This is a genomic window from Citrobacter sp. MGH105, assembly GCF_001037485.2.
Classification (GTDB): Bacteria; Pseudomonadota; Gammaproteobacteria; order Enterobacterales; family Enterobacteriaceae; genus Citrobacter; species Citrobacter portucalensis.
This window is the reverse complement of the sequence record NZ_CP073048.1, coordinates 3,592,727-3,618,557: the sequence shown is the minus strand read 5'-3', so window position 1 is coordinate 3,618,557 and position 25,831 is coordinate 3,592,727. Positions and strand designations below refer to the sequence as shown.

27 protein-coding genes are annotated in these 25,831 nt (G+C 53.8%); 14 read left to right on the top strand and 13 right to left on the bottom strand.

The window, feature by feature from the left end; genetic code table 11:
* Positions 1-32: 32 nt before the first annotated feature.
* From fur to ybfF, 5 genes are all read right to left on the bottom strand, one after another.
* Complete coding sequence (gene fur / locus SK35_RS17570) at positions 33-479, bottom strand: ferric iron uptake transcriptional regulator (RefSeq protein ID WP_003022836.1); 447 nt, start codon at positions 477-479, stop codon at positions 33-35.
* The gene (locus SK35_RS17565; protein WP_100247215.1) at positions 472-558 is read right to left on the bottom strand and encodes a ryhB-regulated fur leader peptide; all 87 of its coding nucleotides are present in this window, start codon (positions 556-558) and stop codon (positions 472-474) included. Before SK35_RS17565 ends, fur begins: the two co-directional genes overlap by 8 nt.
* Positions 559-768: 210 nt before the next feature.
* Entirely contained in the window at positions 769-1,299 is a 531-nt protein-coding gene (gene fldA / locus SK35_RS17560) for a flavodoxin FldA (RefSeq protein WP_003022839.1), read from the bottom strand.
* A 155-nt stretch (positions 1,300-1,454) separates the two neighbouring features.
* Complete coding sequence (ybfE, locus tag SK35_RS17555) at positions 1,455-1,742, bottom strand: LexA regulated protein (protein WP_003831362.1); 288 nt, start codon at positions 1,740-1,742, stop codon at positions 1,455-1,457.
* 128 nt (positions 1,743-1,870) lie between these two features.
* Positions 1,871-2,644, bottom strand: coding sequence for an esterase (gene ybfF, locus SK35_RS17550; RefSeq protein ID WP_048216341.1), 774 nt, complete (start codon positions 2,642-2,644; stop codon positions 1,871-1,873).
* A gap of 194 nt (positions 2,645-2,838) precedes the next feature.
* Here ybfF and seqA point away from each other — a divergent pair, with 194 nt between their 5' ends.
* Entirely contained in the window at positions 2,839-3,381 is a 543-nt protein-coding gene (seqA, locus tag SK35_RS17545) for a replication initiation negative regulator SeqA (protein ID WP_048214679.1), read from the top strand.
* 24 nt (positions 3,382-3,405) lie between these two features.
* A complete protein-coding gene (pgm, locus tag SK35_RS17540) occupies positions 3,406-5,046 on the top strand; it encodes a phosphoglucomutase (alpha-D-glucose-1,6-bisphosphate-dependent) (protein ID WP_008784117.1) in 1,641 nt (546 codons plus the stop codon).
* A gap of 96 nt (positions 5,047-5,142) precedes the next feature.
* On the opposite strand, the gene kdpE is transcribed toward pgm, so the two are convergent.
* Genes kdpE through kdpF form a run of 6 tightly spaced genes read right to left on the bottom strand, consistent with a single transcriptional unit; the run spans position 5,143 to position 12,924 of the window.
* The gene (kdpE, locus tag SK35_RS17535; RefSeq protein WP_048214678.1) at positions 5,143-5,820 is read right to left on the bottom strand and encodes a two-component system response regulator KdpE; all 678 of its coding nucleotides are present in this window, start codon (positions 5,818-5,820) and stop codon (positions 5,143-5,145) included.
* A complete protein-coding gene (kdpD, locus tag SK35_RS17530) occupies positions 5,817-8,501 on the bottom strand; it encodes a two-component system sensor histidine kinase KdpD (protein ID WP_048214677.1) in 2,685 nt (894 codons plus the stop codon). The genes kdpE and kdpD overlap by 4 nt, the downstream gene beginning before the upstream one ends.
* A gap of 10 nt (positions 8,502-8,511) precedes the next feature.
* Positions 8,512-9,078, bottom strand: a complete 567-nt coding sequence (gene kdpC, locus SK35_RS17525; RefSeq protein ID WP_048214676.1) for a potassium-transporting ATPase subunit KdpC — start codon at positions 9,076-9,078, stop codon at positions 8,512-8,514.
* A gap of 8 nt (positions 9,079-9,086) precedes the next feature.
* Positions 9,087-11,135 (bottom strand): potassium-transporting ATPase subunit KdpB, encoded by a 2,049-nt coding sequence (gene kdpB, locus SK35_RS17520; protein ID WP_048214675.1) that lies wholly within the window; start codon positions 11,133-11,135, stop codon positions 9,087-9,089.
* 20 nt (positions 11,136-11,155) lie between these two features.
* A complete protein-coding gene (kdpA, locus tag SK35_RS17515) occupies positions 11,156-12,835 on the bottom strand; it encodes a potassium-transporting ATPase subunit KdpA (protein WP_048214674.1) in 1,680 nt (559 codons plus the stop codon).
* Positions 12,835-12,924: a K(+)-transporting ATPase subunit F gene (gene kdpF, locus SK35_RS17510; protein ID WP_001670793.1), complete on the bottom strand. Its 90-nt coding sequence runs from the start codon at positions 12,922-12,924 to the stop codon at positions 12,835-12,837. Before kdpF ends, kdpA begins: the two co-directional genes overlap by 1 nt.
* Positions 12,925-13,232: 308 nt before the next feature.
* Between kdpF and SK35_RS17505 the strand changes: the two genes are divergently transcribed.
* From SK35_RS17505 to SK35_RS17490, 4 genes are all read left to right on the top strand, one after another.
* Entirely contained in the window at positions 13,233-13,439 is a 207-nt protein-coding gene (locus tag SK35_RS17505; protein WP_003022870.1) for a YbfA family protein, read from the top strand.
* A gap of 97 nt (positions 13,440-13,536) precedes the next feature.
* Entirely contained in the window at positions 13,537-14,091 is a 555-nt protein-coding gene (locus tag SK35_RS17500; protein WP_100247216.1) for a DUF1722 domain-containing protein, read from the top strand.
* An 18-nt stretch (positions 14,092-14,109) separates the two neighbouring features.
* A complete protein-coding gene (gene phrB, locus SK35_RS17495; RefSeq protein ID WP_048214673.1) occupies positions 14,110-15,528 on the top strand; it encodes a deoxyribodipyrimidine photo-lyase in 1,419 nt (472 codons plus the stop codon).
* A gap of 163 nt (positions 15,529-15,691) precedes the next feature.
* A complete protein-coding gene (locus SK35_RS17490) occupies positions 15,692-16,594 on the top strand; it encodes an Rpn family recombination-promoting nuclease/putative transposase (protein WP_020996544.1) in 903 nt (300 codons plus the stop codon).
* A gap of 47 nt (positions 16,595-16,641) precedes the next feature.
* Here SK35_RS17490 and dtpD read toward each other — a convergent pair whose 3' ends face one another.
* Positions 16,642-18,123: a dipeptide permease DtpD gene (dtpD, locus tag SK35_RS17485; RefSeq protein ID WP_003831389.1), complete on the bottom strand. Its 1,482-nt coding sequence runs from the start codon at positions 18,121-18,123 to the stop codon at positions 16,642-16,644.
* A gap of 289 nt (positions 18,124-18,412) precedes the next feature.
* On the opposite strand from dtpD, the gene ybgI reads away from it, so the two are divergent.
* The 8 genes from ybgI to nei are packed head-to-tail and all read left to right on the top strand — an operon-like array spanning position 18,413 to position 24,708.
* Complete coding sequence (ybgI, locus tag SK35_RS17480; RefSeq protein ID WP_003831390.1) at positions 18,413-19,156, top strand: radiation resistance protein YbgI; 744 nt, start codon at positions 18,413-18,415, stop codon at positions 19,154-19,156.
* Positions 19,157-19,171: 15 nt separating this feature from the next.
* The gene (pxpB, locus tag SK35_RS17475; RefSeq protein ID WP_003831391.1) at positions 19,172-19,828 is read left to right on the top strand and encodes a 5-oxoprolinase subunit PxpB; all 657 of its coding nucleotides are present in this window, start codon (positions 19,172-19,174) and stop codon (positions 19,826-19,828) included.
* Positions 19,822-20,754 (top strand): 5-oxoprolinase subunit PxpC, encoded by a 933-nt coding sequence (gene pxpC / locus SK35_RS17470; protein ID WP_048214672.1) that lies wholly within the window; start codon positions 19,822-19,824, stop codon positions 20,752-20,754. Before pxpB ends, pxpC begins: the two co-directional genes overlap by 7 nt.
* Entirely contained in the window at positions 20,744-21,478 is a 735-nt protein-coding gene (gene pxpA, locus SK35_RS17465) for a 5-oxoprolinase subunit PxpA (RefSeq protein WP_008784130.1), read from the top strand. The genes pxpC and pxpA overlap by 11 nt, the downstream gene beginning before the upstream one ends.
* A gap of 55 nt (positions 21,479-21,533) precedes the next feature.
* On the top strand, positions 21,534-22,256 hold the full coding sequence (locus SK35_RS17460) for a DUF969 domain-containing protein (protein WP_003831395.1): 723 nt from the start codon (positions 21,534-21,536) through the stop codon (positions 22,254-22,256).
* The gene (locus SK35_RS17455) at positions 22,253-23,248 is read left to right on the top strand and encodes a DUF979 domain-containing protein (protein ID WP_008784131.1); all 996 of its coding nucleotides are present in this window, start codon (positions 22,253-22,255) and stop codon (positions 23,246-23,248) included. Before SK35_RS17460 ends, SK35_RS17455 begins: the two co-directional genes overlap by 4 nt.
* 9 nt (positions 23,249-23,257) lie before the next feature.
* Entirely contained in the window at positions 23,258-23,902 is a 645-nt protein-coding gene (pcp, locus tag SK35_RS17450; protein WP_048214671.1) for a pyroglutamyl-peptidase I, read from the top strand.
* A 14-nt stretch (positions 23,903-23,916) separates the two neighbouring features.
* Complete coding sequence (gene nei, locus SK35_RS17445) at positions 23,917-24,708, top strand: endonuclease VIII (protein ID WP_048214670.1); 792 nt, start codon at positions 23,917-23,919, stop codon at positions 24,706-24,708.
* On the opposite strand, the gene SK35_RS17440 is transcribed toward nei, so the two are convergent.
* Complete coding sequence (locus tag SK35_RS17440; RefSeq protein WP_048214669.1) at positions 24,705-25,751, bottom strand: AbrB family transcriptional regulator; 1,047 nt, start codon at positions 25,749-25,751, stop codon at positions 24,705-24,707. The two genes, nei and SK35_RS17440, sit on opposite strands and share 4 nt — an antisense overlap.
* Positions 25,752-25,831 lie beyond the last annotated feature (80 nt).

The window sequence follows — 25,831 nt, the reverse complement described above, 5'->3', positions numbered from 1 at the left end:
ACCGGAAGGTTGGCTTTTCAAAAAGCATTACATTATTTGCCGTCGTGGGCATGCTCATCTTCGCGGCAATCGCCTTCAGCGCAGTGGCCGTAGAGATAGAGACTATGGTTGGTTAAACGAATACCATGTTTAGCCGCAATCTCACGCTGGCGCGCTTCGATGGAATCATCGCTGAACTCGACCACTTTGCCGCAGTCGAGGCAAATGAGGTGATCGTGGTGATGCTGTTGAGTCAGTTCGAAGACGGATTTACCGCCTTCAAAATTATGGCGGGTCACGATACCGGCATCATCAAACTGGTTCAGCACACGATACACGGTCGCCAGACCAATCTCTTCACCCATATCGATCAGGCGTTTGTATAAATCTTCCGCACTGACGTGATGGTTATCCGGTTCCTGAAGAACTTCCAGAATTTTTAAACGAGGAAGCGTTACTTTCAGGCCAGCCTTCTTTAATGCGGTATTGTTGTCAGTCATGCGGAATCTGTCCTGTAGCTAAACGATTCACTTCATTAACAGAAGTGACAGAAATTGCACTTGAGATAATGCGTATCATTATAGAACTGCCATGGCTAAATGAAAACTGCAAGTCTCTGGCATATATTGTTAATCAAAACGTGGTATCGCCGACAAACACACTGTGCAACACCCGATTGGCATCCAGCCATTGTACAGGGTCAGACGAAAAAGTTACAAATTTGTAGCAATTATTTTGATTGGTTTTATCTATTGATGCGGCGCAGATGGAAATCTACGCCGCACGAAATCAGGCATTAATGATTTCGTCGAGGTGCAGCTCTTCAGAGATCTGCTTAACCCATTTTTCTACGCGTTCTGCTGTCAGTTCTGGCTGGCGATCTTCATCGATAGCCAGACCGACAAAGTGGTCGTCGTCAGCCAGGCCTTTAGACGCTTCAAAGTGATAACCCGCAGTCGGCCAGTGACCAACGATAGTTGCGCCGCGCGGTTCGATGATGTCGCGAATGGTCCCTAACGCATCGCAGAAATATTCTGCGTAATCTTCCTGGTCGCCGCAGCCGAATAATGCAACCAGTTTTCCATTAAAATCAATGTCTTCGAGGGTAGGGAAGAAGTCGTCCCAGTCACACTGAGCTTCACCGTAGTACCAGGTTGGGATGCCGAGCAGCAGAATGTCATAACCTTCGAGGTCTTCTTTGCTGCTTTTTGCAATGTCATGAACATCGGCAACGTCTTTACCAAGCTGTTTTTGAATCATTTTTGCGATGTTTTCGGTATTACCGGTGTCGCTGCCGAAAAAGATGCCAGTGATTGCCATGAGTAAAATAACCTCTTGAAACTTATTGAAATGGTGGTGGCGCATTGCCCACGGATAAGGGCAATCATAGCAGAACAGTCAGGCATGCGGAAACAGCAAACACGCAGGACTGCACTCTGTGCTACACGATTTATGATTTAGAGCAGAAATTCAGACTATGCCTGACCGCGCAATGTGCTGAGTTGGGTCATCAGCATCTCTTCGATGAGTTCACTGCGACTCATGTTGCGCGCCTCAGCCAGCTCGTTCAGAGCGTCAACGGCATCAGCGTTCAGTTTCAGTTCGACACGCTTAAGCCCGCGAACTTTGTCACGCTTAAGCTGATTACGTTTATTAATACGTAACTGTTCATCACGCGAGAGCGGATTAGTTTTGGGTCGTCCCGGGCGACGCTCCTGCGCGAACAGATCTAATGTCGTACGGTCCGTTTGTTCTTTGGCCATGATCTTGGTGACTTCGGGGAAACAATCAGCCAGGCGTCTGCCCGGATGGATAGCGCGCCATAATACATCAGCAGGGGGGACACGCCAACGCCCACGCGCGTAATCGCGCGCAGACGCTGAGTTTTTAATCAGTTAGCCTGTTCGTTCAGATAACGACGGATGGCGCGCAGCACTGCCTCCGGTTTTTCCGCATGCACCCAATGACCGGCTCCAGCAATAACATGCGCCCGAGCCTGTGGGAATTGCGCCAGCAGTTGTTCGCGATACGCTTCGGTAACATACGGTGAGTTGCCGCCAGGGATAAACAGCGCCGGGTGCTCCCACGCAGGAATGGTTTCCCAACCGACGATATGAGGATACTGATCCCACAGCACGGGAACGTTAAAACGCCATTCGCCGTCTACGAAAGATTTCAGCAGAAACTGGATTACGCCTTCCTCATGCAGATGCTGACGCATGACGTTGGCCGCCTGCTGACGCGAAGTGGCCTGGGCATCGGTTACGGCATTAATAGCGGTAAAGATCGCATCGTGACGGCGAACATGATAGTCGACCGGAGCAATATCAATGGCCACCAGTCGATCGATACGATCAGGAGCCAGCGCGGTTAACGCCATGACGGCTTTCCCCCCCATCGAGTGACCAATAAAGGTCGCCTTTTCTATTTGCTGAGCGTCCAGCGTATCCAGCAAATCTTGCGCCATGGCCGGATAATTCATCTCAGGGGAGCGAGGGGAGAGGCCATGATTTCGCATATCAACCTGGATGATATCGTGATCGACCACCAGATCGCGCGCCAGGATCCCCAGGTTATCAAGACTGCCAAACAGGCCGTGAACCAGGACGATGGGAGAATTATTGTGCAGGTTTTGCGCAGATTGCGCTCGGATATTCAATTTCATGGCAAAGTTCTTTTTTTCACACTCACGGGTTAGGGTATCATGTTGACCATTCTGCCACATGGCTGCAACAACTACGGTTACTCTGAGTTTTGCTGGCCACCAGGCTTGACGCTATCCGCTGTTGGGATTTGCCTTTACACTACGTGTGTTTACCCCGACAACTTGTATTCAGCTAAACACTGCACTGGATTAAGATGAAAACGATTGAAGTTGATGATGAACTCTATAGCTATATTGCCAGCCACACCAAGCATATTGGCGAGAGCGCATCCGACATTTTACGGCGTATGTTGAAATTTTCCGCCGCATCACAGCCTGTCACTCCGGTAGTCAAAGAAGTCCGCGCTGTGCAACCTGTCGTGGAAGCTAAGCCGGTTAACCCCGTAAAAGATAAAGTGCGCGCGATGCGTGAACTGCTGCTGTCCGACGAATACGCGGAACAGAAGAAAGCAGTAAATCGCTTTATGCTGGTGCTGTCTACACTCTATTCACTGGATCAAAACGCGTTCGCCGAAGCAACGGAATCGTTGCATGGCCGTACGCGCGTTTATTTTGCAGCGGATGAACAGACGCTGCTGAAAAATGGTAATCAAACCAAACCGAAACACGTGCCAGGCACGCCGTACTGGGTGATCACCAACACCAATACCGGCCGTAAATGCAGCATGGTTGAACACATCATGCAGTCAATGCAATTCCCTGCGGAATTGATTGAAAAGGTTTGCGGAACAATTTAATCCTTGCATTAGAAGGACCAGGCAATGGCAATCCACAACCGTGCAGGTCAACCTGCGCAACAGAGTGATTTGATTAACGTCGCCCAACTGACGGCACAGTACTATGTACTGAAACCAACAGCAGGGAACGCTGAGCACGCCGTTAAGTTCGGTACGTCCGGACATCGTGGCAGTGCAGGTCGTCATAGTTTTAACGAGCCGCATATTCTGGCTATCGCTCAGGCGATTGCTGAAGAACGTGCGAAAAACGGGATTACTGGCCCGTGCTATGTGGGCAAGGATACCCACGCGCTGTCTGAACCGGCTTTTATCTCTGTACTGGAAGTGCTGGCGGCGAACGGCGTTGACGTCATCGTGCAGGAAAATAACGGCTTTACGCCAACCCCTGCTGTGTCGAATGCTATCCTGGTCCACAACAAAAAAGGCGGCCCGCTGGCTGACGGCATTGTGATCACGCCGTCCCACAACCCGCCGGAAGATGGCGGCATTAAATATAACCCGCCAAACGGTGGTCCGGCAGATACCAACGTCACCAAAGTGGTGGAAGACAGAGCCAACGCGCTGCTGGCTGACGGCCTGCAAGGCGTGAAGCGCATGTCGCTGGACGCTGCGCTGGCATCTGGTCATGTAACAGAGCAGGATCTGGTTCAGCCGTTTGTTGAAGGACTGGCTGACATCGTCGACATGGCGGCGATCCAAAAAGCGGGTCTGACGCTGGGTGTCGATCCGCTGGGCGGTTCCGGTATCGAATACTGGAAGCGTATTGCTAAGCACTACAACCTGAACCTGACTATCGTTAACGATCACGTTGATCAGACTTTCCGTTTCATGCATCTCGACAAAGATGGCGCAATCCGCATGGACTGCTCCTCCGAGTGCGCGATGGCGGGCCTGCTGGCGCTGCGCGACAAGTTCGATCTGGCCTTTGCCAACGACCCAGACTACGACCGTCACGGTATCGTCACCCCGGCAGGGCTGATGAATCCGAACCACTATCTGGCGGTGGCGATCAACTACCTGTTCCAGCATCGTCCGCAGTGGGGCAAAGATGTTGCCGTTGGTAAGACGCTGGTGTCCTCGGCAATGATTGACCGCGTGGTGAATGATTTAGGGCGTAAACTGGTCGAAGTGCCGGTTGGCTTTAAATGGTTTGTTGACGGTCTGTTCGACGGCAGCTTTGGCTTTGGTGGTGAAGAGAGCGCGGGGGCATCTTTCCTGCGTTTCGACGGTACACCGTGGTCGACCGACAAAGACGGCATCATCATGTGCCTGTTGGCGGCAGAAATTACCGCAGTGACCGGTAAGAATCCGCAGGAGCACTACAACGAACTGGCTGCCCGCTTTGGTGCGCCGAGCTACAACCGCCTGCAGGCAAGTGCGACCTCCGCACAGAAAGCGGCGCTGTCTAAGCTGTCTCCGGAAATGGTGAGTGCCAGCACGCTGGCGGGCGACCCGATCACCGCTCGTCTGACGGCGGCACCGGGCAACGGTGCTTCTATCGGCGGTCTGAAAGTGATGACTGACAACGGCTGGTTTGCCGCTCGTCCGTCCGGCACCGAAGACGCTTATAAAATCTATTGCGAGAGCTTCCTCGGTGAAGAACACCGCAAGCAGATCGAAAAAGAAGCGGTTGAGATCGTCAGCGAAGTGCTGAAAAACGCGTAAACCGTAGGCCGGATAAGACGCTAGCGTCGCTATCCGGCATGAATTAAAAAGCCGGATAGCTTTGCGCTGATCCGGCTTTTTTTATTCGGCTTAGATTCACGGCATAAACCGATAACCAATCCCGGTTTCGGTCAGAAAATGACGCGGACGCGCCGGGTCCTGTTCCAGCTTCTGGCGCAGGTGTCCCATGTAAATTCGCAGATAGTGACTGTGTTCGACGGCGTTCGGTCCCCAAACCTGATTTAGCAACTGGCGTTGCGTTAGTACCTTTCCGGCATTATTCAGCAGTACCGCTAACAGGCGAAACTCAATCGGCGTCAGATGAATCTCTTCATCACCACGATGTACGAACCGGGCGGCGATATCTACTTTTACGTTGGAAAAATGCACCACCGGCTCGGGAGACGCGCCGCTGGCGTGGCGGCGCAATGCCACGCGTAATCGCGCCTGTAGCTCGCCAATACCAAAGGGTTTACTGAGATAGTCATCGGCACCGGCATCCAGGGCAGCGATTTTATCGCTTTCTTCGCTGCGGGCTGAGAGCACAATTACCGGTATCGCGCTCCATTGTCGCAGGTCACGAATAAAATCAATGCCGTCACCGTCCGGCAGACCGAGATCGAGAATGATGAGATCGGGTTTTCGCGTGGCGGCTTCCAGCAGACCACGTTGCAGCGTTTCCGCTTCATATACACGCAGACCATCGGCTTCCAGCGCGGTGCGCAGAAAGCGACGGATAGCCTGTTCATCTTCAACAATCAGTACGTTCGTCACATATCCTCATGAAAATCTTCAAGTTCAGGGGGGATTTCCTGGGGCAGTGTAACACGGAAACATGCTCCTCCCTGTGCGCGATTGCGGACGGAAATCGTACCGCCGTGCACGTCCACAATGGCCTGACAAATTGCCAGCCCCAGCCCAACGCCCGGTACCGATGACTCTTTGTTTCCCCGGGAAAACTTGTCAAAAACTCGCTGCTCCATACCCGATGGAATGCCGGGACCATTATCCCAGACGTCCAGTTGCAGGTGCTCGCCATCGACGCTGGCATCAATACCGATTTGCGCCGCTGGACCTGCGTATTTAACGGCGTTTTCCAGCAGATTAATCAGCACCCGTTCAAAGAGTGGGCCATCGACGTGGATCAGCGTCAACGGTGCTGGTAGCGACAAATTAATAGGAGCAGAGAGTCCTGGCTCCAGCATCTGCAGGGCGCTGCCGACCACCTCTTCCAGTGTTAACCACTCCTTCTTAAGATTAAAGCCGCCAGACTGAATTCGCGCCATATCCAGCAGGTTATTAACCAGTCGGGTCGTATTCAGGACGTGCTGGCGAATCTCACTGGCCTGGCGCGCGTGCGGCGATCCTTCGCTTGCCAGATCCAACGTTAAGATCTCTGCCTGACCAAACAGCACCGTTAGCGGCGTACGTAAATCGTGGGAAAGGGCGGCGAGCAGCGCGTTGCGAATGCTTTCACGCTCGCTGGCAAACCGGGCTTGCTCTTCGCTGGCAGTCAGCGTCAGACGCTCCAGCGCACTGGCGACCAGTAAAGTGAAAGTTTCCAGCAGGCGTTGCTGTTCGGGGATCATCAGCTGGCGTAAATTTCCCGGTTCCACCACCAGCAGCCCATGCGTTTTGTCGGCACTTTTTAACGGTAAAATTTGATACGGCACACCTGGCAACGTGTCAGTACCTGCGCCAGCCGGTTGCCCTTTATCAAAGCTCCATTGGGCAATGGCATCATCCCACGGCGTCATGCCCTGTTGATGGGTGAGAGGGGCCAGCTTACCGTTCTCACCGGGCAGTAAAACCTGGCTGCGGGCCTGGAACGTTGAGGCAATAAACTGTTCGCTGGTGGCGGCAATATCTTGCTGACTACGCCCAACGGCCAGCGCTTTCGACATCTCATACAAATGGCGCGTACGTTGTTCACGATAACGGGCCACCCGCGCCTGATAACGCACTCCGGCTGTCAGATTACCGATTACCAGCCCTACCGTTAGCATCACGGCGAAGGTGAGCAGGTACTGGACGTCGGAAACGGCCAGCGTGCCACGCGGAGCAATAAAGAAGAGATCGAAGCTGGCGACGTTAATAAAAGTTGCCAGCACCGACGGCCAGCGTCCGTAAAAGAGGGCGATAACCACCACGCCCAATAAATAGATCATCACCAGGTTGGCAGCGTCAAAGGCCATCAACCACTGCATGGCAATCAACGTAATGATGGCGCACAGCGCGACGGCAACCACACAACCCTGAATTTGTACCCGCCATTTATCCTTAAAGGTGCGGTTATCTGCAGTTTGTAGCACAGGGCGCGAAGGTGGCTCATCGAGCGCAACAATCATCAGGTCGAGATCCGGTGCGCGATGGGCCAGTTTGTCAGCAAAGGAATCACTGCGCCACCAGCGTCGTGTAGTCGGACGTCCGAGGACAATTTTTCCCAGATTATGCTCACGGGCATAGCGGATTACCGCCTTGTCCTCAGCGGGATCGGAAAGGGTGGCGGTTTCTGCACCCAGCTCCTGGGCTAACCGCAGAGCGCTTAGGATTGCCCGGCGCTGTTTTTCGGGCAGTCGGTGCAGCGCTGGCGTTTCGACATACACTGCATGCCAGACGCTGCCGAGGCGCGCTGCCAGACGCGCGGCAGCACGCACCAGCTTTTCGCTGCCGGTATTGTGTCCAATGCACAGTAAAATGGCGTCACGGGTATGCCAGACTTTTTCTTCCCCCGGACGCCCTCGCCAGGCACGCATCTGATCGTCAACCCGATCGGCCGTGCGGCGCAGGGCCAGCTCACGTAGCGCGATCAAGTTCCCTTTGCGAAAGAAATGCTCGATGGCTCTTTCTGCCTGACCGGCGATATAGACCTTGCCTTCGTTCAGGCGTTGGCGCAAATCGTCGGGGGGAAGATCGACCAGCACCACATCGTCGGCGGCATCGAAAAAAGGATCGGGGACGGTTTCGCGAACCTGAATGCCTGTGACGCCGCTGACCACATCATTGAGGCTTTCCAGATGCTGCACGTTGACGGTAGTAAAAACGTCAATACCGGCTTCGAGCAGTTCTTCAATATCTTGCCAACGCTTAGGGTGGCGTGAGCCAGGCGCATTACTGTGTGCCAGTTCATCCATCAAAATGAGCGCCGGACGGCGGGCCAGCGCCGCGTCGAGATCGAACTCGCTGATATGACGACCATGGCGCGCCTGTCTCTTTAGCGGCAGGATGCTGAGACCGTCCAGCAGCGCGGCGGTCTCTTTGCGTCCGTGGGTTTCCACCACGCCAATCAGCACATCTAACCCCTGCGCCCGCAGCCGCTGGGCCTCTGCCAGCATGGCCCAGGTTTTACCGACGCCTGCACACGCGCCGAAGAAAATTTTCAGTTTTCCGCGGTGCGGGGCAGCGGTCTGCTCCAGCAGGCGATCGGGGTCGGGGCGTAAGGGGTCGTTATGCATGTCCTTTTTCTCAGTGCTTATCCAGCGCTAAATTAAGTTCTACCAGGTTCACCACCGGCTGGCCGATAAAACTGACCAACGGCTTTTGCGTGTATTGTGCAACCAGGCGCGTGACTTCTTCAACGCTGAGGTTGCGAGCCTGCGCCACCCGGGGGATTTGCCAGGCCACCGCGGCGGGTGTCAGGTTGTTGTCCAGCCCGCTGGCAGAAGCCGTTACCAGCTCTACCGGAACGGCAGGATTTGCCTGCGGGTTGGCGGCACGCAGCGCGGCTATCCGGCTTTGCAGCTGTTTATCCAGTTCCGGGTTGCTGGCTGCCAGATTGCTGCCGCCTGAAGCCATTGGATTATAGGGCATTTCTGCTGTAGCAGACGGGCGTCCCTGAAAATAACCGGCCACGGTAAAATGTTGCCCAATGAGCGCAGAGCCGCGAACGACCTGACCTTCACGCAGAAGCGAGCCGTTAGCCTGGTGGGGAAACCACCACTGCCCCAACGCGGTGGTCAACAACGGGTAAGCCCCGCCGGTGATAAGCATCAGGAAAATCAATGTTGATAATGCAGGACGTAATCCACTCATCTGAAACCTCACACCAGACCCAGCAGGGTCAGCAGTAAATCAATTGCTTTGATACCGATAAACGGCACAACCAGACCACCCAGACCATAGATCCACAAATTACGGCGCAGCATTGCGGATGCGGATAACGGTTTGTAGCTCACGCCTTTAAGCGCCAGCGGGATCAGAAAGACGATAACCAGCGCATTAAAGATAACCGCGCTGAGGATCGCCGAGTCCGGCGAATGCAGACCCATCACGTTAAGCGCATTGAGCTGCGGGTAGGTGGCGGCAAACGCGGCCGGGATAATGGCGAAATACTTCGCCACATCGTTGGCGATACTGAAGGTGGTCAGCGAACCACGCGTCATCAGCATCTGTTTACCAATGTGCACCACTTCAATCAGCTTGGTGGGGTTAGAGTCGAGATCCACCATGTTGCCCGCTTCCTTCGCTGCCTGGGTCCCGGAGTTCATGGCGACCGCCACGTCGGCTTGCGCCAGCGCCGGGGCGTCATTGGTTCCGTCGCCGGTCATCGCCACCAGACGACCTTCCGCCTGATACTGACGAATCAGCGCCAGTTTGGCTTCCGGCGTGGCTTCAGCTAAGAAGTCATCTACCCCGGCTTCTGCCGCAATCGCGGCAGCGGTCAGGCGGTTATCGCCGGTGATCATCACCGTTTTGATGCCCATTTTACGCAGTTGGGCAAAACGTTCTTTGATTCCGCCTTTTACGATATCTTTCAGGGCAATCACGCCCAGTACGTGGGAGCCTTCGGCAACCACCAGCGGTGTAGCGCCTAGGCGTGCGACGTTTTCGACCTTCTGCTCCACGTCGGCAGGGAAGTGGCCGCCGTTGGCCTCGACGTGACGACGAATAGCATCGACCGACCCTTTGCGGATCATGCGGTTGTCGATGTTGATCCCGCTCATCCGACTTTGGGCGGTAAACGGTACAAAGGTGGCGTGCAGCGATTGCACGTCGCGAATACGCAGATTAAAGCGCTGTTTTGCCAGAATCACGATACTGCGGCCTTCAGGGGTTTCATCGGCCAGAGATGAAAGCTGCGCGGCGTCGGCCAGCGTTTTTTCGTCTACGCCCTGGGCGGGCAGGAAATCTGAAGCCTGGCGGTTACCCAGCGTAATGGTGCCGGTTTTGTCCAGCAGCAGTACGTCCACGTCACCCGCAGCTTCTACTGCACGTCCGCTGGTGGCGATGACGTTCGCGCCCAGCATGCGGCTCATCCCGGCGACGCCAATTGCGGAGAGTAGCCCGCCGATGGTGGTGGGGATCAGACACACCAGCAGGGCAACCAGTACCGTGACGCTAACCGCGCTACCACCCCAGGCGGAAAATGGCCACAGCGTAGCGGTCGCCAGCAGAAAAACGATGGTCAGGGCTATCAACAGGATCGTCAGGGCGATTTCATTCGGCGTTTTACGCCGCTGCGCGCCTTCAACCATGGCGATCATCCGGTCGAGGAACGTTTCACCAGGGTTCACGCTACATTCGATCACCAGCCAGTCGGAGAGGATGCGGGTCCCGCCGGTGACGGAGGCGAAATCACCACCGGATTCACGAATGACCGGCGCGGATTCACCGGTAATGGCGCTTTCATCTACCGATGCGCCACCTTCGATGACCTCGCCGTCACACGGGATAATATCGCCCGCTTCTACTAACACGATATCTCCTTTGCGTAAATCCTCCGCCGGAACGTGATCCATGGCGGCACCGTATTTCGGTTCGCGGAGTTTGCGAGCAAAAGCGGTTTTTTTCACTCCTTTCAGACTGTTAGCCTGAGCCTTACTGCGTCCTTCCGCCAGCGCTTCGGCAAAGTTGGCGAACAGAACGGTGACCCACAGCCACAGACTTATCGCGCCGGTAAACCACGGATTGCCTTGCATATGGCCTGTGGCCATTGCCAGCGTTAACAGGGTTGTCAGCAGACTGCCCAGCCAGACGATAAACATCACCGGATTGCGCCACTGGGTATGTGGGCTTAATTTTTTCACGGCGTCCATCAGCGCCTGTGCGACCAGAGAGGGTTCGAACAGCGCCAGTTGCTTACGACTCATAGTCATGTGCTCCGCATCACTCAGTGTAATGACAGGTATTCTGCGACCGGGCCAAGCGCCAGGGCAGGAACAAAGGTGAGGGCGCCAACCAGTAACACCGTACCGATTAACAACCCGACAAACAGTGCACCGTGGGTAGGCAGCGTGCCTGGACTTGCTGGCTGGATCTTTTTACTGACCAGCGATCCGGCAATTGCCATCACGGGGATGATCACGCCGAAACGGCCGAAGAACATGCACAGGGCCAGCAGACAGTTCCAGAACGGGCTGTTGGCGCTTAATCCGGCGAAGGCGCTGCCGTTGTTGTTCGCGGCAGACGATACGGCGTACAACACCTCACTAAAGCCATGTGGACCAGGATTGAGCATGGCGCTGCGTCCGGCATCGCTCATCATCGCTATCGCCGTACCGAGCAGGACCAGCGCAGGGGTGACCAGAATCGCCAGCGCGGTCATTTTCATTTCACGCACGTCTATTTTCTTACCCAGATATTCCGGCGTGCGACCAATCATCAGGCCCGCGATAAACACCGCCAACAACACGAACAGCAGCATGCCGTACAGGCCCGAACCGACACCACCGAAGACCACTTCGCCAATCTGCATTAGCCACATCGGCACCATCCCGCCCAGCGCGGTGAAGGAGTCATGCATCGCATCGACAGCGCCGCAAGATGCCGCTGTCGTCACGACGGAAAAAAGACTCGTAGCCAGCACGCCAAAGCGGCTTTCTTTGCCTTCCATGTTGATATTACTGTCTGCACCGAATGCCATCAGGTGCGGGTTGCCTTGAACTTCGGCCCACATCACCACGGCTACGCAGACTACAAATATCAGCGACATGGCCCACAGCAGGGTCCGCCCCTGGCGACGATCGCCAACCACATCACCAAAGGCAAAACACAGCGCGGTAGGAATTAAGAAAATGGCCAGCATCTGTACCAGATTGGTCAACGCGGTAGGGTTTTCAAACGGATGTGATGAGTTAGCGTTAAAGAAACCGCCCCCGTTAGTGCCAAGCATCTTAATCGCTTCCTGTGAGGCGACGGGCCCCATCGGCAGCAGCTGTTTCACCCCTTCAAGGGTAGTCATGGGCTGATAGGGCAACACGTTTTGCAGCACACCTTGCTGAATGAAGAACAACGCAATGAGCAATGCAATGGGGAGCAGGATCCACAATGTAATGCGAACCAGATCGACCCAGGCATTGCCCAGCGTGTTCATGCTCTGGCGAGTAAAGGCACGGGCCAGGGCAAAAATCACCGCAATCCCGGTTGCCGCTGACAGGAAGTTCTGCACGGTCAGCCCGACCATTTGGCTGAAGTAGCTTAAGGTGGTTTCGCCAGCATAGGATTGCCAGTTGGTATTAGTGACAAAACTCACCGCTGTGTTGAGCGCTAAATCCCACGAAAGCCCAGGTAGCTGTTGCGGATTTAGCGGCAGCAGGTTTTGCGCCATCAGCATTGAAAACAGGACCAGCAAACCCAGCACATTGAGCACGAGGATCGCCAACAGATACTGCCGCCAGTTCATCTCCTGCTGCGAGATGCCCAGACCGCGCCAGAGCAGATGTTCCACGCCAGCCAGACCCGGCAGGGACGTATTATTGATCAGCCGAGCCAAGCCAAAACCCAGCGGTCTGGCGATGATAAACAGTACCAGCAAGAAACTGGCAATGAGTAAAAATCCTTGGGCCGCCATCAGAACGCCTCCGCATTAATCAGGGCATACACCAGATAACCTAATAATAAAAAGACCAGCACAATGCCGGTTATCACGCCTGCACTCACGGTGCACCTCCAGTGGCATAAATGTGATAACCAGAGCGTAGATTTTTGCTTGCAAAGATTTCGCAAAAATCAGTGGGAGGGGTGTAAAAAAAGTATAAAAATGGCAAAGACCATTATTTAACTAATGATTAGTATTAATTTAACTTTTATGTAACTTAATTACGGTTTTTAGCTAAACGGAGCATCAATAGATAAAAATAAGTGGTCGGATGAGTAGCAAAATTACACACAAGGCGGTATTATTTTCATCAGTTAACCAAGTTTATTTTTCCGGTGCGATTCACCGAACAGATATATGGGAGAGGATTATGGACTTTTATAAAGAATATCCAGCACACATTGTTTTCTTGCGCCGTACCTTTGCCGTTGTGGCGGGCGTGCTGGCGCTGCCGGTCATGTTGTTCTGGAAAGACCGCGCCCGTTTTTACAGCTATCTGCACCGCGTCTGGTCCAAAACCAGTGATAAACCGGTGTGGATGGAGCAGGCTGAAAAAGCCACCTGCGACTTCTATTAAGTTGTCGTTATTGTTCAAGAAAACCGCCAACAGCAATGTGGCGGTTTTTTTATACGCCGACGTCTACACTTATCTGAGTAACGGATAAGGAGTGGCGATGAGCACGAGAATTCCTGTTGGTATCCGCACCTGTCTGACCACAGAAGCGAGTGAAGCACCTCAGTTCGACGAAAATACATTAATACGTGTTTACGCTTTGCATGAATTGCACCGCCTGCGTCAGCGAAAATTAACGCGGGGCGCATTAATTGACTATCATACCCGCTACAAACTGGTACTACTGGCGCATTCCCAGCCAGAGTATCGGGAGCTTGGCCCCTTCGTTGCCGCAATCCATGAATGGCAAGATCTCGATGCTTTTTTTACCGAGTATCGCCTACGATTGATCCATCTGTTATTAAATCCTGCTACCCGGCGTAACCATACCAATGTATTGATGCACGTACAGGGCTATTTCCGTAATCAGCTCGATCTGCGTCAACGTCAGGAATTGACCTCGATAATCGATAACTATCGACGCGAGGCGCAGCCGCTACTTGCACCCTTAATGCTCCTCAAACACTATATGGCTGAGCACCCGAACACCTGGTTGTCCGGGCAACGTTATTTTGAACTCTGGCCTGCGATTTGGCGTTTACAGGGCAATGATTAATTTTTATCAGGGAGTTTTATGACCACGCATCTGGTCTGGTTTCGGCGTGATTTACGTCTGCATGACAATCTCGCGCTGGCGGCGGCTTGTCGGGATCGTTCTGCACATGTACTCGCGCTCTATATCTCCACGCCTGAACAGTGGAAGGCGCATGATATGGCCCCACGTCAGGCAGCATTGGTTAATGCGCAGCTGAACGCGTTGCAAACGGCGCTGGCAGAAAAGGGCATCCCGCTTCTGTTTCATGAAGTTGCTGATTTTGCGACCAGTGTGGAAACCGTCAAAAACGTCTGCGTACAGCATGGCGTCAGTCGAATATTTTATAACTATCAATATGAAATAAACGAACGCCAGCGTGATGCTGCCGTCGAAAAGTCATTACCTCAGGTGGTGTGCGAAGGGTTTGACGACAGCGTGATCCTGCCTCCGGGGGCGGTCATGACCGGTAATCACGAGATGTATAAAGTCTTTACGCCGTTTAAAAATGCCTGGCTGAAGCGGATAAAAGACGGGATCCCGGAATGTGTCAGTGCGCCGAAGGTGAGAGAAAGCGGTGCTCTTGACTCTCCATTAACATCCATCGCGCTGAGCTACCCGCAGCAGGATTTTGATACGCAGCAATTTCCGGCAGAAGAAAAATTGGCCATCGCGCAGTTACGCCATTTTTGCCAGCAGGCCGCCGGAGAATATGAACAACTGCGTGACTTTCCGGCGATTGACGGAACCAGTCGATTATCCGCGAGCCTAGCGACAGGAGGACTATCACCGCGCCAGTGCCTGAATCGACTGCTCGTGGAGCAGCCGCAGGCGCTTGAGGATGGGGCAGGCAGCGTTTGGTTGAATGAGCTTATTTGGCGCGAATTTTATCGTAATCTGATGACTTACCATCCGGCGCTATGTCGGTATCAACCTTTTATTCGCTGGACCGAACGCGTGCAATGGCAGAATAATCCGACGCATTTCCAGGCCTGGAAAACAGGGAATACAGGCTACCCCATTGTGGATGCGGCCATGCGTCAGCTCAACGCCACGGGCTGGATGCATAATCGTTTACGCATGATTACCGCCAGTTTTTTAGTGAAAGACCTGCTGATCGACTGGCGTAAAGGCGAACAATATTTCATGTCGCAACTGATTGATGGCGACCTAGCGGCCAATAACGGCGGCTGGCAGTGGGCAGCCTCAACCGGAACCGACGCCGCACCGTATTTCCGTATCTTTAACCCCACGACGCAGGGCGAAAAATTCGACCGTGACGGTGAGTTTATCCGCCAGTGGCTGCCGGAACTGCGCGATGTGCCGGGTAAAGCTATTCATGAACCGTGGTCATGGGCTGAAAAAGCGCAGGTGACGCTTAACTATCCTCGTCAGATTGTCGATCATAAACAGGCAAGGCTGGCGACGCTGGCGGCATATGAGGCGGCGCGTAAGGGATAAGCGCGCAGCGGATTTCTGCGTAAGACCTTCCAGTAGAATGAATATGTTGCAGTGGTGGGGGCATTTAGCGCTGAAGCGTGTACGCAAGGCTGCTAATGCCTTGATGAAGATGTTTTCCGCCAGCAGTAAAGTGCCGTCATCTTCATTCAGGTGACGGAATTTGATGACAACACCAACGACATCTACACCGCACGATGCGGTATTTAAAACGTTTTTACATCATCCAGAAACAGCTCGGGACTTCCTCGAAATTCATCTACCCGCAGATCTGCAAACGCTTTGCGATTTAAATACGCTGAAGCTGGAGTCAGAAAGCTTTATTGAAGCGGATTTACGTACCCGCTACTCCGACGTGCTCTGGTCTGTGCATACGCACGATGGTGAAGGTTATGTATACGTGGTTATAGAACACCAGAGTTCAGCCGATCCGCATATGGCTTTTCGTCTGCTGCGTTACGCAATAGCGGCGATGCAGCGTCATTTGGATGCCGGGCACAAAGAACTGCCGATTGTGATACCCATGCTGTTTTATCATGGCTGTCGAAGTCCGTATCCGTACTCACTGTGCTGGCTTGATGCGTTTACCGATCCTGTAACGGCACGGCAACTTTATGCCAGCGCATTTCCATTGGTGGATATCACAGTGGTGCCCGATGACGAAATCATGGCTCACAGGCGAATGGCACTGCTGGAACTAATGCAAAAACATATCCGTCAGCGGGATTTGATGGGGCTGGTAGATCAACTGGCCACGCTGTTACTTACAGGGTGCGCTAATGACACGCAACTACAGGCGATGTTTAATTACATCCTGCAATCCGGCGATGAATCTCGCTTTAATGAATTTATACAAGAGATGGCGCAACGGATCCCCCAACATAAGGAGAAGCTGATGACGATTGCCGAGCGGTTACGCTTAGATGGATTACAGGAAGGGTTGCAGCGAGGCAAACGAGAAGCCGCATTACGTATAGCGCAAACTATGTTGGAGCAGGGAATAGATCGCAACATGGTGCTTCTGGTTACAGGTCTTTCTGAAGAGGAGTTGACTGCCAGCCATGCGTAATTCCTGAAAAAAAGCCCGAATCAGATTACATCATCGGGCCCCTACACTCAGGATTCTACCGCCAGTGAACGGTTTCTGAACTTAAGCGACTGGTACAGCCAAATCATCAGCACCAGCACCACACAGGCCAGCGCACCCCAGGTAATTTCACTAAAGACATCAATATAGGCATTGATGGAGTAGTTGATAGCGCCTGCAGCATCAAACGAGCCTTGTGAGGTCTGATCGGCGATAACGCCTGCCAGGTAGTTGGCGATGGCACCGGAAAGCAGCATATAAATGCCGGTTAATACGCCGGTAACACCAGGGATCTCAATACGCGTAATTTGTGACATTGCTACCGGATCGATAAACAGTTCGGCAAAGCCCATGACCGCCAACCCAAGTACCATCAGCGGCATGGAAGAGTGGCCGTAAGCAGCGGACCAGCGAGCGCTCAAGGTTAGAATACAGAACCCAGCGCTCATTAAGCCGAGGCCAAGGGCAAATTTACCCCAGATACGTACGGTACGATTGCCACTCACGCTTTCTTTGACTACCCACGCCAGTACGATACCGCACAGCATAACGGCAAAAGCGTTAACCGACTGGAACATCGCGGTAGGGACGGAATACCCCAGAATATCGCGGTTAACGAAGCGGTCGATATACAGGCTGATCGAACTGCCGCCCTGTTGAGCAAAGGCCCAAAACAACAGGCTGAAGAAGGTCAGCGTGACGATAAGCCCCAGCTCTTTGCGTTGTTTCTGCGTCTGTGCCTGGCGATAAATCTTCGCCAGAACTGCCAGACCAATAATGGTGGCAACAATCAGTGCGTAAACGGACCACTCTTTCCAGAACAGCACGGTAATCAGCAGCGGTGCGGCAACCAACAAAACTAACAGCCAGGCCCAATTTGGCAGAATAAAGGTTTTAGCACAGAGAACGGCCTTGTTGACGCCGGTGGTGTGGGCGAAATGGCGATTACCACATAAGAATATCACCAGCCCTGCCAGCATGCCGATGGCAGCCAGCGCAAAGCCCATCGCCCAGCTGTATTCTTCCTGCACGTATCCGCAGGCAATTGGTGCGATGATCGAACCGATGTTACCGGCGGCGTAGAGCAGAGAGAATCCACCGTCGCGACGCGGGTCTTCAGGTTGATACAACTCGCCCAACAGGCAACTGATATTTGATTTAAACAGACCGTAGCCGCAGACAATTATCGCCAGCGACAAATAGAGGAACGCCGGGGCCATTTCGCTGGCACCCAATACCAGATGTCCTACCGCCATTAAAAATGCGCCGATCATCACCGCCATTCGATTGCCGAGCACTTTATCGGCCAGGTATCCCCCGAGAATAGGGGTGACATAGACCAGCGAGCAGTAGGCGCTGAACAGTTCATATGCGTGATTATCGTCGTACTTAAGCTGGTTAGTGAGATACAGGATCAGCAGCGCACGCATGCCGTAAAAACTGAAGTATTCCCAGATTTGTAGCGCGACAACGTAGTATATCGCCCGTGGTTGAGATGCTTGTTTATTCATTATTTTCTCGAAGTAAATGCCTCGCGACTGGCTGAACGTGCTGCGCGAGTGTGTTTCCTTAAAGTTGTAACTTTGATACAGATCTGATTATTTTTGCAATATGCTATCTGATTGCATAAATATACATGAATTAGATCGCGTAGTGGTAAGCAAATCACGTTCAAAGCGGGTGTGATTGTTTCTTTATGTGTCAGTGAAATGGCTATCGACGAACGCAGGCGGGGACGCTATTTTAACCTAAGCTGTGTTGCTGATTGGGCAGGCAGAAATGATGACTACGAGGACGATGATGAAAAACACCGAACTGGAACAACTGATCAACGACAAACTAAACAGCGCCGCCATTAGCGATTATGCGCCGAATGGTTTGCAGGTTGAGGGCAAAGAGACGGTGCATAAAATCGTGACCGGTGTGACTGCAAGCCAGGCATTGCTGGACGAGGCGGTACGCCAGCAAGCGGATGCGGTTATTGTTCACCACGGCTATTTCTGGAAAGGCGAATCTCCGGTTATTCGCGGCATGAAGCGCAATCGTCTGAAAACGCTGTTAGAAAATGATATCAACCTGTATGGCTGGCACTTGCCGCTGGATGCACACCCGGAATTGGGGAATAACGCGCAGTTGGCCGCGCTGTTGGGAATCACCGTTATGGGGGAAATTGAACCGCTGGTGCCATGGGGAGAACTCTCCATGCCTGTTCCGGGGCTGGAGCTGGCATCGTGGATTGAAGCGCGTTTAGGTCGTAAACCGTTATGGTGCGGTGATACCGGGCCGGAGAAAGTTCAGCGCGTTGCCTGGTGTACCGGGGGCGGTCAAAGTTTTATTGATAGCGCAGCCCGATTTGGTGTCGACGCCTTTATTACCGGTGAAGTCTCTGAGCAAACCATTCACTCAGCCCGCGAGCAGGGGCTGCATTTTTATGCTGCCGGTCACCATGCGACCGAACGCGGCGGCATTCGCGCATTAAGCGAATGGCTGAATGAAAATACCGATCTGGACGTAACCTTTATCGATATACCTAACCCAGCGTAATAAAGAGGGATGAAAGTGCAGCGAGCGCGTTGTTATCTGTTAGGTGAAACGGCGGTGGTTCTCGAACTGGAGCCCCCCATCACGCTGGCGACTCAGAAACGCATCTGGCGTCTGGCTCAGCGTTTAGTTGACGCCCCGAATGTGCTTGAAGCTATTCCGGGAATGAACAATATCACGGTTACTCTACGCGACCCGCAAACGCTGGCACTGGATGCGATTGAACGCCTGCAGCGCTGGTGGGAAGAGAGCGAAGCACTGGAGCCGGATTCACGCTTTATTGAAATACCTGTGACCTATGGTGGTGAGTTTGGCCCTGATCTGGCAGAGGTCGCCCGACACAGTGGATTAAGCGACAAGCAGGTCGTCGAACTTCATGCGTCAGTTGACTATGTGGTGTGGTTTATCGGTTTTCAGCCGGGATTTCCCTATCTCGGGAGCTTACCTGAACAGCTGCATACCCCCAGACGTGCGGAACCGCGTTTGCTTGTTCCGGCAGGTTCTGTCGGTATAGGTGGATCTCAAACGGGGATCTACCCGCTTGCCACACCCGGTGGATGGCAATTGATTGGGCGTACCTCCGTTTCGTTATTTGATCCAAAACGGGAGGAGCCGATTCTGTTACGGGCTGGCGATACCGTGCGTTTTGTCCCGCAGAAGGAGGGGATATGTTAAACATCATCCGCGCTGGCATGTACACCTCAGTACAGGACGGGGGACGCCATAGTTTTCGTCAATCCGGAATTAGTCACTGTGGCGCGCTGGATAAACCGGCGCTGAACGTGGCTAACCTGCTGGTGGGTAATGATGCGAATGCCGCAGCGCTGGAAATCACGCTGGGGCAACTGGTGGTGGAGTTTGAAGCCGATGGCTGGTTTGCCCTGACCGGTGCCGGATGCGAAGCGCATCTGGATCGAACTCCCGTATGGAGCGGATGGCGGTTACCAGTAAAAGCCGGGCAGCGCCTGACGCTAAAACGACCTCTTCATGGTATGCGCAGTTATCTGGCTGTAGCGGGCGGTATTGATGTTCCCGAAGTGATGGGTTCGCGTAGTACCGATCTGAAAGTGGGCATTGGTGGGTTTGAAGGACGTCTGCTGCGTGATGGCGATCGACTGGCGATTGGCGTATCGACCCGGCAATTCAGCGGGCCACAAGGTGTAAAACAACTGATGTGGGGTAATCTCATTCGCGCACTGCCCGGCCCTGAATATCAGGAGTTTGATGAGGTATCGCAGGCCTCTTTCTGGCGCTCGCCGTGGCAGCTTAGCCCGCAAAGTAACCGTATGGGGTATCGTCTTCAGGGGCAGCCGCTGACGCGCACGACCGATCGCGAGCTGCTGTCGCATGGTTTGCTCCCCGGCGTGGTGCAGGTTCCGCATAATGGCCAGCCAATCGTGCTGATGAACGATGCTCAGACGACGGGTGGCTATCCGCGCATCGCCTGTATTATCGAAGCAGATATGTATCATCTGGCGCAGATCCCGCTCGGTCAGCCGATTCATTTTGTGCAGTGTTCGCTGGAGGAAGCGCTGAAGGCGCGGTACGACCAGCAGCGTTATCTGGAACAGTTAGCATGGCGACTTAACAATGAAAATTGATCTCAATGCAGACCTCGGTGAGGGATGTGCGAACGATGCAGCGTTGCTGCAATTGGTGTCATCGGCCAACATCGCCTGTGGGTTTCACGCCGGCGATGCGCAAACTATGCTCTCAAGCGTGCGTGATGCGTTAAAAAATGGTGTGGCGGTAGGTGCGCACCCCAGCTTTCCGGATCGGGAAAATTTTGGTCGTAGCGCCATGACCCTGCCTGCACAAACGGTGTATGCACAGACGCTGTATCAAATTGGCGCGCTGGCTGCCATCACGCGGGCAGAAGGCGGCGTGATGCGCCATGTCAAACCGCATGGCATGCTCTATAACCAGGCGGCGAAAGATCCTCAATTGGCTGATGCGATTGCGAAAGCGGTTCATGCCTGCGATCCGTCGCTGGTTCTGGTCGGGCTGGCGGGAAGCGAACTGATTCGCGCTGGAGAACACTATGGCTTGATAACGCGTCAAGAGGTTTTTGCCGATCGGGGTTATCAGGCCGATGGCAGTCTGGTGCCACGTAACCAGCCGGGCGCACTGATTGAGGATGAAGAGCAGGCGCTGGCGCAAACGTTAGAAATGGTGCAATCCGGCAGAGTAAAAAGCCAAAGTGGAACATGGGCAAGCGTGACCGCCCAGACGGTATGCATTCATGGGGATGGCGAGCACGCACTCGCTTTTGCCCGTCGCTTGCGTAGCGCCTTTAATGCATGCAATATTGAAATTGGTGCATAAGATTTACCATACAAAACAACAATATATTACACAACAACATATACGGGAATGAATTATGGGAGAGGTAATTTCTCTCTGGCCATTGACGGGGATCGCCGTCATCGTGGTCGGATTTCTTTTACGTTTTAATCCGGTATTGGTGGTTATTATTGCCGGGATCGTCACGGGACTGGCGGCGCATATGCCGATCGCCACCATCCTCGAGAAGCTGGGTGAAGGTTTTCTTAACACCCGCAACCTGCCGTTTATCCTGCTGATCCCGCTGGCGGTTATTGGCCTGCTGGAACGTCACGGACTCAAAGAGCGTGCTCAGGCGTGGATTGCGAAAATCCGCAGTGCCACCAGTGGCCGTCTGCTTATTGTCTATCTGTTCATTCGCGAAGCGACCGCTGCGTTAGGGTTGACCAGTCTGGGGGGGCATCCGCAGATGGTGCGCCCGCTGCTGGCGCCAATGGCGGAAGGGGCCGCCGAGAAAAATCACGGAGAGATACCCGGCGCGGTTCGCTATCGCCTGCGCGCAATGTCAGCGGCGACCGATAACGTCGGGCTGTTTTTCGGTGAAGATATCTTTGTTGCCTTCGGCGCGATCATATTCATGCACAACTTTATGCTGGAGTCTGGAGGGATCCAGACCGAACCTCTGCATATCGCCTTGTGGGGGATCCCAACGGCAATTTGTGCTTTCCTGATCCACGGCACGCGTTTGTGGCGTCTGGATAGCTATTTGCAACGTGAGGTGGCGAAAGCAAATGCCGCAGCGAAAGGGGAAGCGAAATGAATTTTCAACAAAGCTATCTCTACTGGCTGGCAGGTGCGGTATTACTGATTGTGGCGCTGATGTCCTGGCAGGACAAAGCAAACCCGCGCCGTTTCACCACAGGCCTGTTTTGGGGCATATATGGCGTACTGTTTCTGCTTGGTGACTGGACATACTCGCTGTTTGGCGATAAACGCGCAGTGCATATTGCCGTCGGCGTTGCGGTGGTCGTGCTGGCCCTGATCGCGGGTTTTGGCGGTGTGAAGCTGGGAAGCTACCATCAACGCACGCAGCAACAGCGCGAAGAAAGCGCCAGCCGCCTGGGCAACCGCCTGTTTTTCCCAGCGTTGGCGATCCCGGTGGTAACGGTCATTGGCGTACTGATGTTCAACCATATTCCGGGCTTACAGGATGCGCTGTTCGGGCCGGGTAATCACGCCACTCTGGTGACGCTCTTTTCAATGACAGCGGGTTCGTTGATTGGTCTGGCGATGGCGATAAAAATGACCCATGAGCGGGTGCATCAACCGATTCAGGAGGCACGCCGTCTGCTGGACTCCATTGGCTGGGCGTTCATTTTGCCGCAGATTCTGGCTACGCTTGGGCTGCTGTTTACAGCGGCGGGTGTCGGTAGCGGCATTTCATACCTGACGCAGGAATATCTGGCGGTGGATAGTCGCTTTATCGCGGTGGCGGTGTACACCATCGGCATGGCATTGTTGACCATGGTTATGGGTAATGCGTTTGCTGCTTTCCCGATCGTGACCGCTGGGATTGGCATTCCGATCCTCGTACTGCAACACGGCGGCAACCCAGCGGTAATGGCGGCGATAGGTATGTTCTCCGGCTATTGTGGGACGCTGATGACGCCGATGGCGGCGAACTTTAATATTGTTCCTGCAGCGTTGCTGGAACTACCGGACAAAAATGCGGTGATTAAAGCGCAGGTGCCAACCGGCGTACTGCTGCTACTGGTCAACGTGTTCCTGATGTATTTCCTGATGTTCCTGTAAGGAGGAAGGATGAAAACAGTACTCATCACGGGATTTGAACCCTTTGGCGGCGAGTCAGTTAACCCTTCCTGGGAAGTGGTCTCGAGCCTCGACAATGCTATTATCGACGGATGCCGTGTTATTGCCCGCCAACTACCGTGTGTCTTTGGCGAGTCTCTCGCTGTACTCAACGCCGCGATTGACGCGTTGTCGCCATCACTGGTGCTGGCGGTGGGGCAGGCGGGTGGTCGCACGGATATCACCGTGGAACGCGTGGCGATTAACGTTGACGATGCGCGTATTGCGGATAATCAGGGGCAACAGCCGGTCGATGTGCCGATTGTGGTCGATGGCCCGGCGGCATGGTTTAGTACGTTGCCGATTAAAGCGATGGTTGTCGCCATGCGCAACGCGGGAATTCCGGCCTCGGTTTCCCAGACTGCGGGTACTTTCGTGTGTAACCATGTGATGTATGGCCTGCTGCATAAACTACGCGACGTACCGGCGGTGAAGGGCGGCTTTATTCATATCCCTTATTTGCCGCAACAGGCTGCACAGCATCCCGGGGCGCCAAGTATGGCGACAGAAACGGTGCGCCGTGCGCTGGAGATTGCGATTGCCACCGCCTTGCAGGTAGAAAGCGATATTGCAGTGACGGGCGGCGCAACACATTAACAAAGGACAGTATTATGCCTGAAGGCCCGGAGATCCGCCGCGCGGCGGATAACCTGGAGGCGGCAGTCAAAGGCAAACCCCTGACGGATGTCTGGTTTGCCTTTGAGCAGTTAAAACCGTATCAATCTCAACTGATTGGGCAACGTGTTACCCAGCTTGAAACGCGGGGGAAAGCATTACTGACCCATTTTTCTAATGGCCTGACGCTGTACAGTCACAATCAGCTCTATGGCGTGTGGCGAGTGGTGGATACCGGCAAAATTCCGCAAACTTCACGGGTACTGCGTGTCAGGCTGCAGACACACGACAAAACTATCCTGCTCTATAGCGCGTCTGATATCGAAATGCTAACGCCAGAACAGCTCTCCACCCATCCGTTCCTGCAACGGGTAGGGCCAGATGTACTGGATTTACGTTTAACGCCCGATGAGGTTAAAGCGCGTCTGTTATCTCCGCGTTTTCGCAATCGCCAGTTTTCTGGTCTGCTACTGGACCAGGCATTTCTGGCTGGATTAGGTAACTACCTGCGGGTAGAGATCCTTTGGCAGGTTGGGTTGACCGGGCAGCATAAAGCGTCGCAGCTTAGTGATGAGCAACTGGATAAACTGGCACATGCGCTGCTTGATATTCCGCGGCTGTCTTATACTACCCGCGGCTTGGTCGACGAGAATAAACATCACGGTGCGTTGTTTCGCTTTAAGGTCTTTCATCGGGATGGCGAAACCTGTGAGCGTTGTGGTGGCATAATCGAGAAAACGATGCTCTCTTCGCGCCCCTTTTACTGGTGCCCGGGTTGTCAGCACTAAGCGGGTTGTTTTGGTGCGTGCACCGAAATAAACCGCGCGACTGCGGGGCCAGTTAACAAAATGCTGAACAGTCGCAGGGTTTGCATCGCCATGATGAGCGCCATATCAGCGTGGCTTCCTGCGGCGATCACCGCAACAGAATCCACGCCTCCAGGACTGGTTGCCAGATAGGCAGTGAGAAAGTCGATCTGCATGTAATGCGCCAGTCCCCAGGCCATGGCTGCGCAGATCGCCATCAGTGAAAAAATGGACAACAGGATCTGTGGCAGTGGTCGTAATGCCATCAAAAAGATCTGCTTGTCAAAGCCAAGACCGATTTGCCAGCCAATTGACATGTAGGCTATAGCCAGTAGCCATTCCGGCAGTTCAATCACCATCACTCCGCTTGCATTCAGCATGGCACCCACCAGCATTGGCAATAGCATAACGCCAGAGGGAATACGCAGTAGGCGTCCAGCCGTGCCGGCAACGGCGGCCAGCATCAGAGTGCTGAAAAGATTGCCGCTTAGCGGCGGAAACCAGATGATTTGTTCACTGACCGTTTGGGCCAGGTCGCCCATCACCAGCCGGGTGACCAGCGCTGCCGCGCCGACCACCAACAGTACGCGCAGATACTGCATAAACGCCACCAGCCGGATGTCGGCGCCATAATCCTGGGCCATTGCGACCATTGCAGCTGCACCGCCTGGTGACGAGCCCCACGCACCGGTATTCCCCGGTAGATTACTATAGCGAACCAGCAGCCAGCCGATTATCGCGCTGCTGATAAGGGTTGCCAGCAGGATAACTATCACCATCGGCCAGTGGGCTGCAAGGGTTGTAAAGATTGAACCAGTCAGATTTTGGGCAATCATACAGCCGAGAATCGCCTGTGCGCCAAGAAATGTGCAGCGAGGAGGATGCAGCGAGATGCCGCGCATACTGAAGATGATGCCGACGATCATCGAACCGAGCAGCAAGGGGCCTGGAAGATGGATAAACAGAAAGAGCAGGGAAAGAAGGAGCGATAGCACAAACAACAGGCTCCACTGCAAAACAGGCATCCCATGCTCCCTTGTTTTATACCGCATTCAATGTCTTGATACAGCATAGAGAAAAAGTCCGCTGAAAAAAATATCAGGTA

What these genes read in the sequence shown, in the direction of transcription:
- fur (WP_003022836.1), bottom strand. Translation starts at nt 479, where the DNA reads ATGACTGACAACAATACCGCATTAAAGAAGGCTGGCCTGAAAGTAACG.
- SK35_RS17565 (WP_100247215.1), bottom strand. Translation starts at nt 558, where the DNA reads ATGATACGCATTATCTCAAGTGCAATTTCTGTCACTTCTGTTAATGAA.
- fldA (WP_003022839.1), bottom strand. Translation starts at nt 1,299, where the DNA reads ATGGCAATCACTGGCATCTTTTTCGGCAGCGACACCGGTAATACCGAA.
- ybfE (WP_003831362.1), bottom strand. Translation starts at nt 1,742, where the DNA reads ATGGCCAAAGAACAAACGGACCGTACGACATTAGATCTGTTCGCGCAG.
- ybfF (WP_048216341.1), bottom strand. Translation starts at nt 2,644, where the DNA reads ATGAAATTGAATATCCGAGCGCAATCTGCGCAAAACCTGCACAATAAT.
- seqA (WP_048214679.1), top strand. Translation starts at nt 2,839, where the DNA reads ATGAAAACGATTGAAGTTGATGATGAACTCTATAGCTATATTGCCAGC.
- pgm (WP_008784117.1), top strand. Translation starts at nt 3,406, where the DNA reads ATGGCAATCCACAACCGTGCAGGTCAACCTGCGCAACAGAGTGATTTG.
- kdpD (WP_048214677.1), bottom strand. Translation starts at nt 8,501, where the DNA reads ATGCATAACGACCCCTTACGCCCCGACCCCGATCGCCTGCTGGAGCAG.
- kdpC (WP_048214676.1), bottom strand. Translation starts at nt 9,078, where the DNA reads ATGAGTGGATTACGTCCTGCATTATCAACATTGATTTTCCTGATGCTT.
- kdpB (WP_048214675.1), bottom strand. Translation starts at nt 11,135, where the DNA reads ATGAGTCGTAAGCAACTGGCGCTGTTCGAACCCTCTCTGGTCGCACAG.
- kdpA (WP_048214674.1), bottom strand. Translation starts at nt 12,835, where the DNA reads ATGGCGGCCCAAGGATTTTTACTCATTGCCAGTTTCTTGCTGGTACTG.
- SK35_RS17505 (WP_003022870.1), top strand. Translation starts at nt 13,233, where the DNA reads ATGGACTTTTATAAAGAATATCCAGCACACATTGTTTTCTTGCGCCGT.
- SK35_RS17500 (WP_100247216.1), top strand. Translation starts at nt 13,537, where the DNA reads ATGAGCACGAGAATTCCTGTTGGTATCCGCACCTGTCTGACCACAGAA.
- phrB (WP_048214673.1), top strand. Translation starts at nt 14,110, where the DNA reads ATGACCACGCATCTGGTCTGGTTTCGGCGTGATTTACGTCTGCATGAC.
- SK35_RS17490 (WP_020996544.1), top strand. Translation starts at nt 15,692, where the DNA reads ATGACAACACCAACGACATCTACACCGCACGATGCGGTATTTAAAACG.
- dtpD (WP_003831389.1), bottom strand. Translation starts at nt 18,123, where the DNA reads ATGAATAAACAAGCATCTCAACCACGGGCGATATACTACGTTGTCGCG.
- ybgI (WP_003831390.1), top strand. Translation starts at nt 18,413, where the DNA reads ATGAAAAACACCGAACTGGAACAACTGATCAACGACAAACTAAACAGC.
- pxpC (WP_048214672.1), top strand. Translation starts at nt 19,822, where the DNA reads ATGTTAAACATCATCCGCGCTGGCATGTACACCTCAGTACAGGACGGG.
- pxpA (WP_008784130.1), top strand. Translation starts at nt 20,744, where the DNA reads ATGAAAATTGATCTCAATGCAGACCTCGGTGAGGGATGTGCGAACGAT.
- SK35_RS17460 (WP_003831395.1), top strand. Translation starts at nt 21,534, where the DNA reads ATGGGAGAGGTAATTTCTCTCTGGCCATTGACGGGGATCGCCGTCATC.
- SK35_RS17455 (WP_008784131.1), top strand. Translation starts at nt 22,253, where the DNA reads ATGAATTTTCAACAAAGCTATCTCTACTGGCTGGCAGGTGCGGTATTA.
- pcp (WP_048214671.1), top strand. Translation starts at nt 23,258, where the DNA reads ATGAAAACAGTACTCATCACGGGATTTGAACCCTTTGGCGGCGAGTCA.
- nei (WP_048214670.1), top strand. Translation starts at nt 23,917, where the DNA reads ATGCCTGAAGGCCCGGAGATCCGCCGCGCGGCGGATAACCTGGAGGCG.
- SK35_RS17440 (WP_048214669.1), bottom strand. Translation starts at nt 25,751, where the DNA reads ATGCCTGTTTTGCAGTGGAGCCTGTTGTTTGTGCTATCGCTCCTTCTT.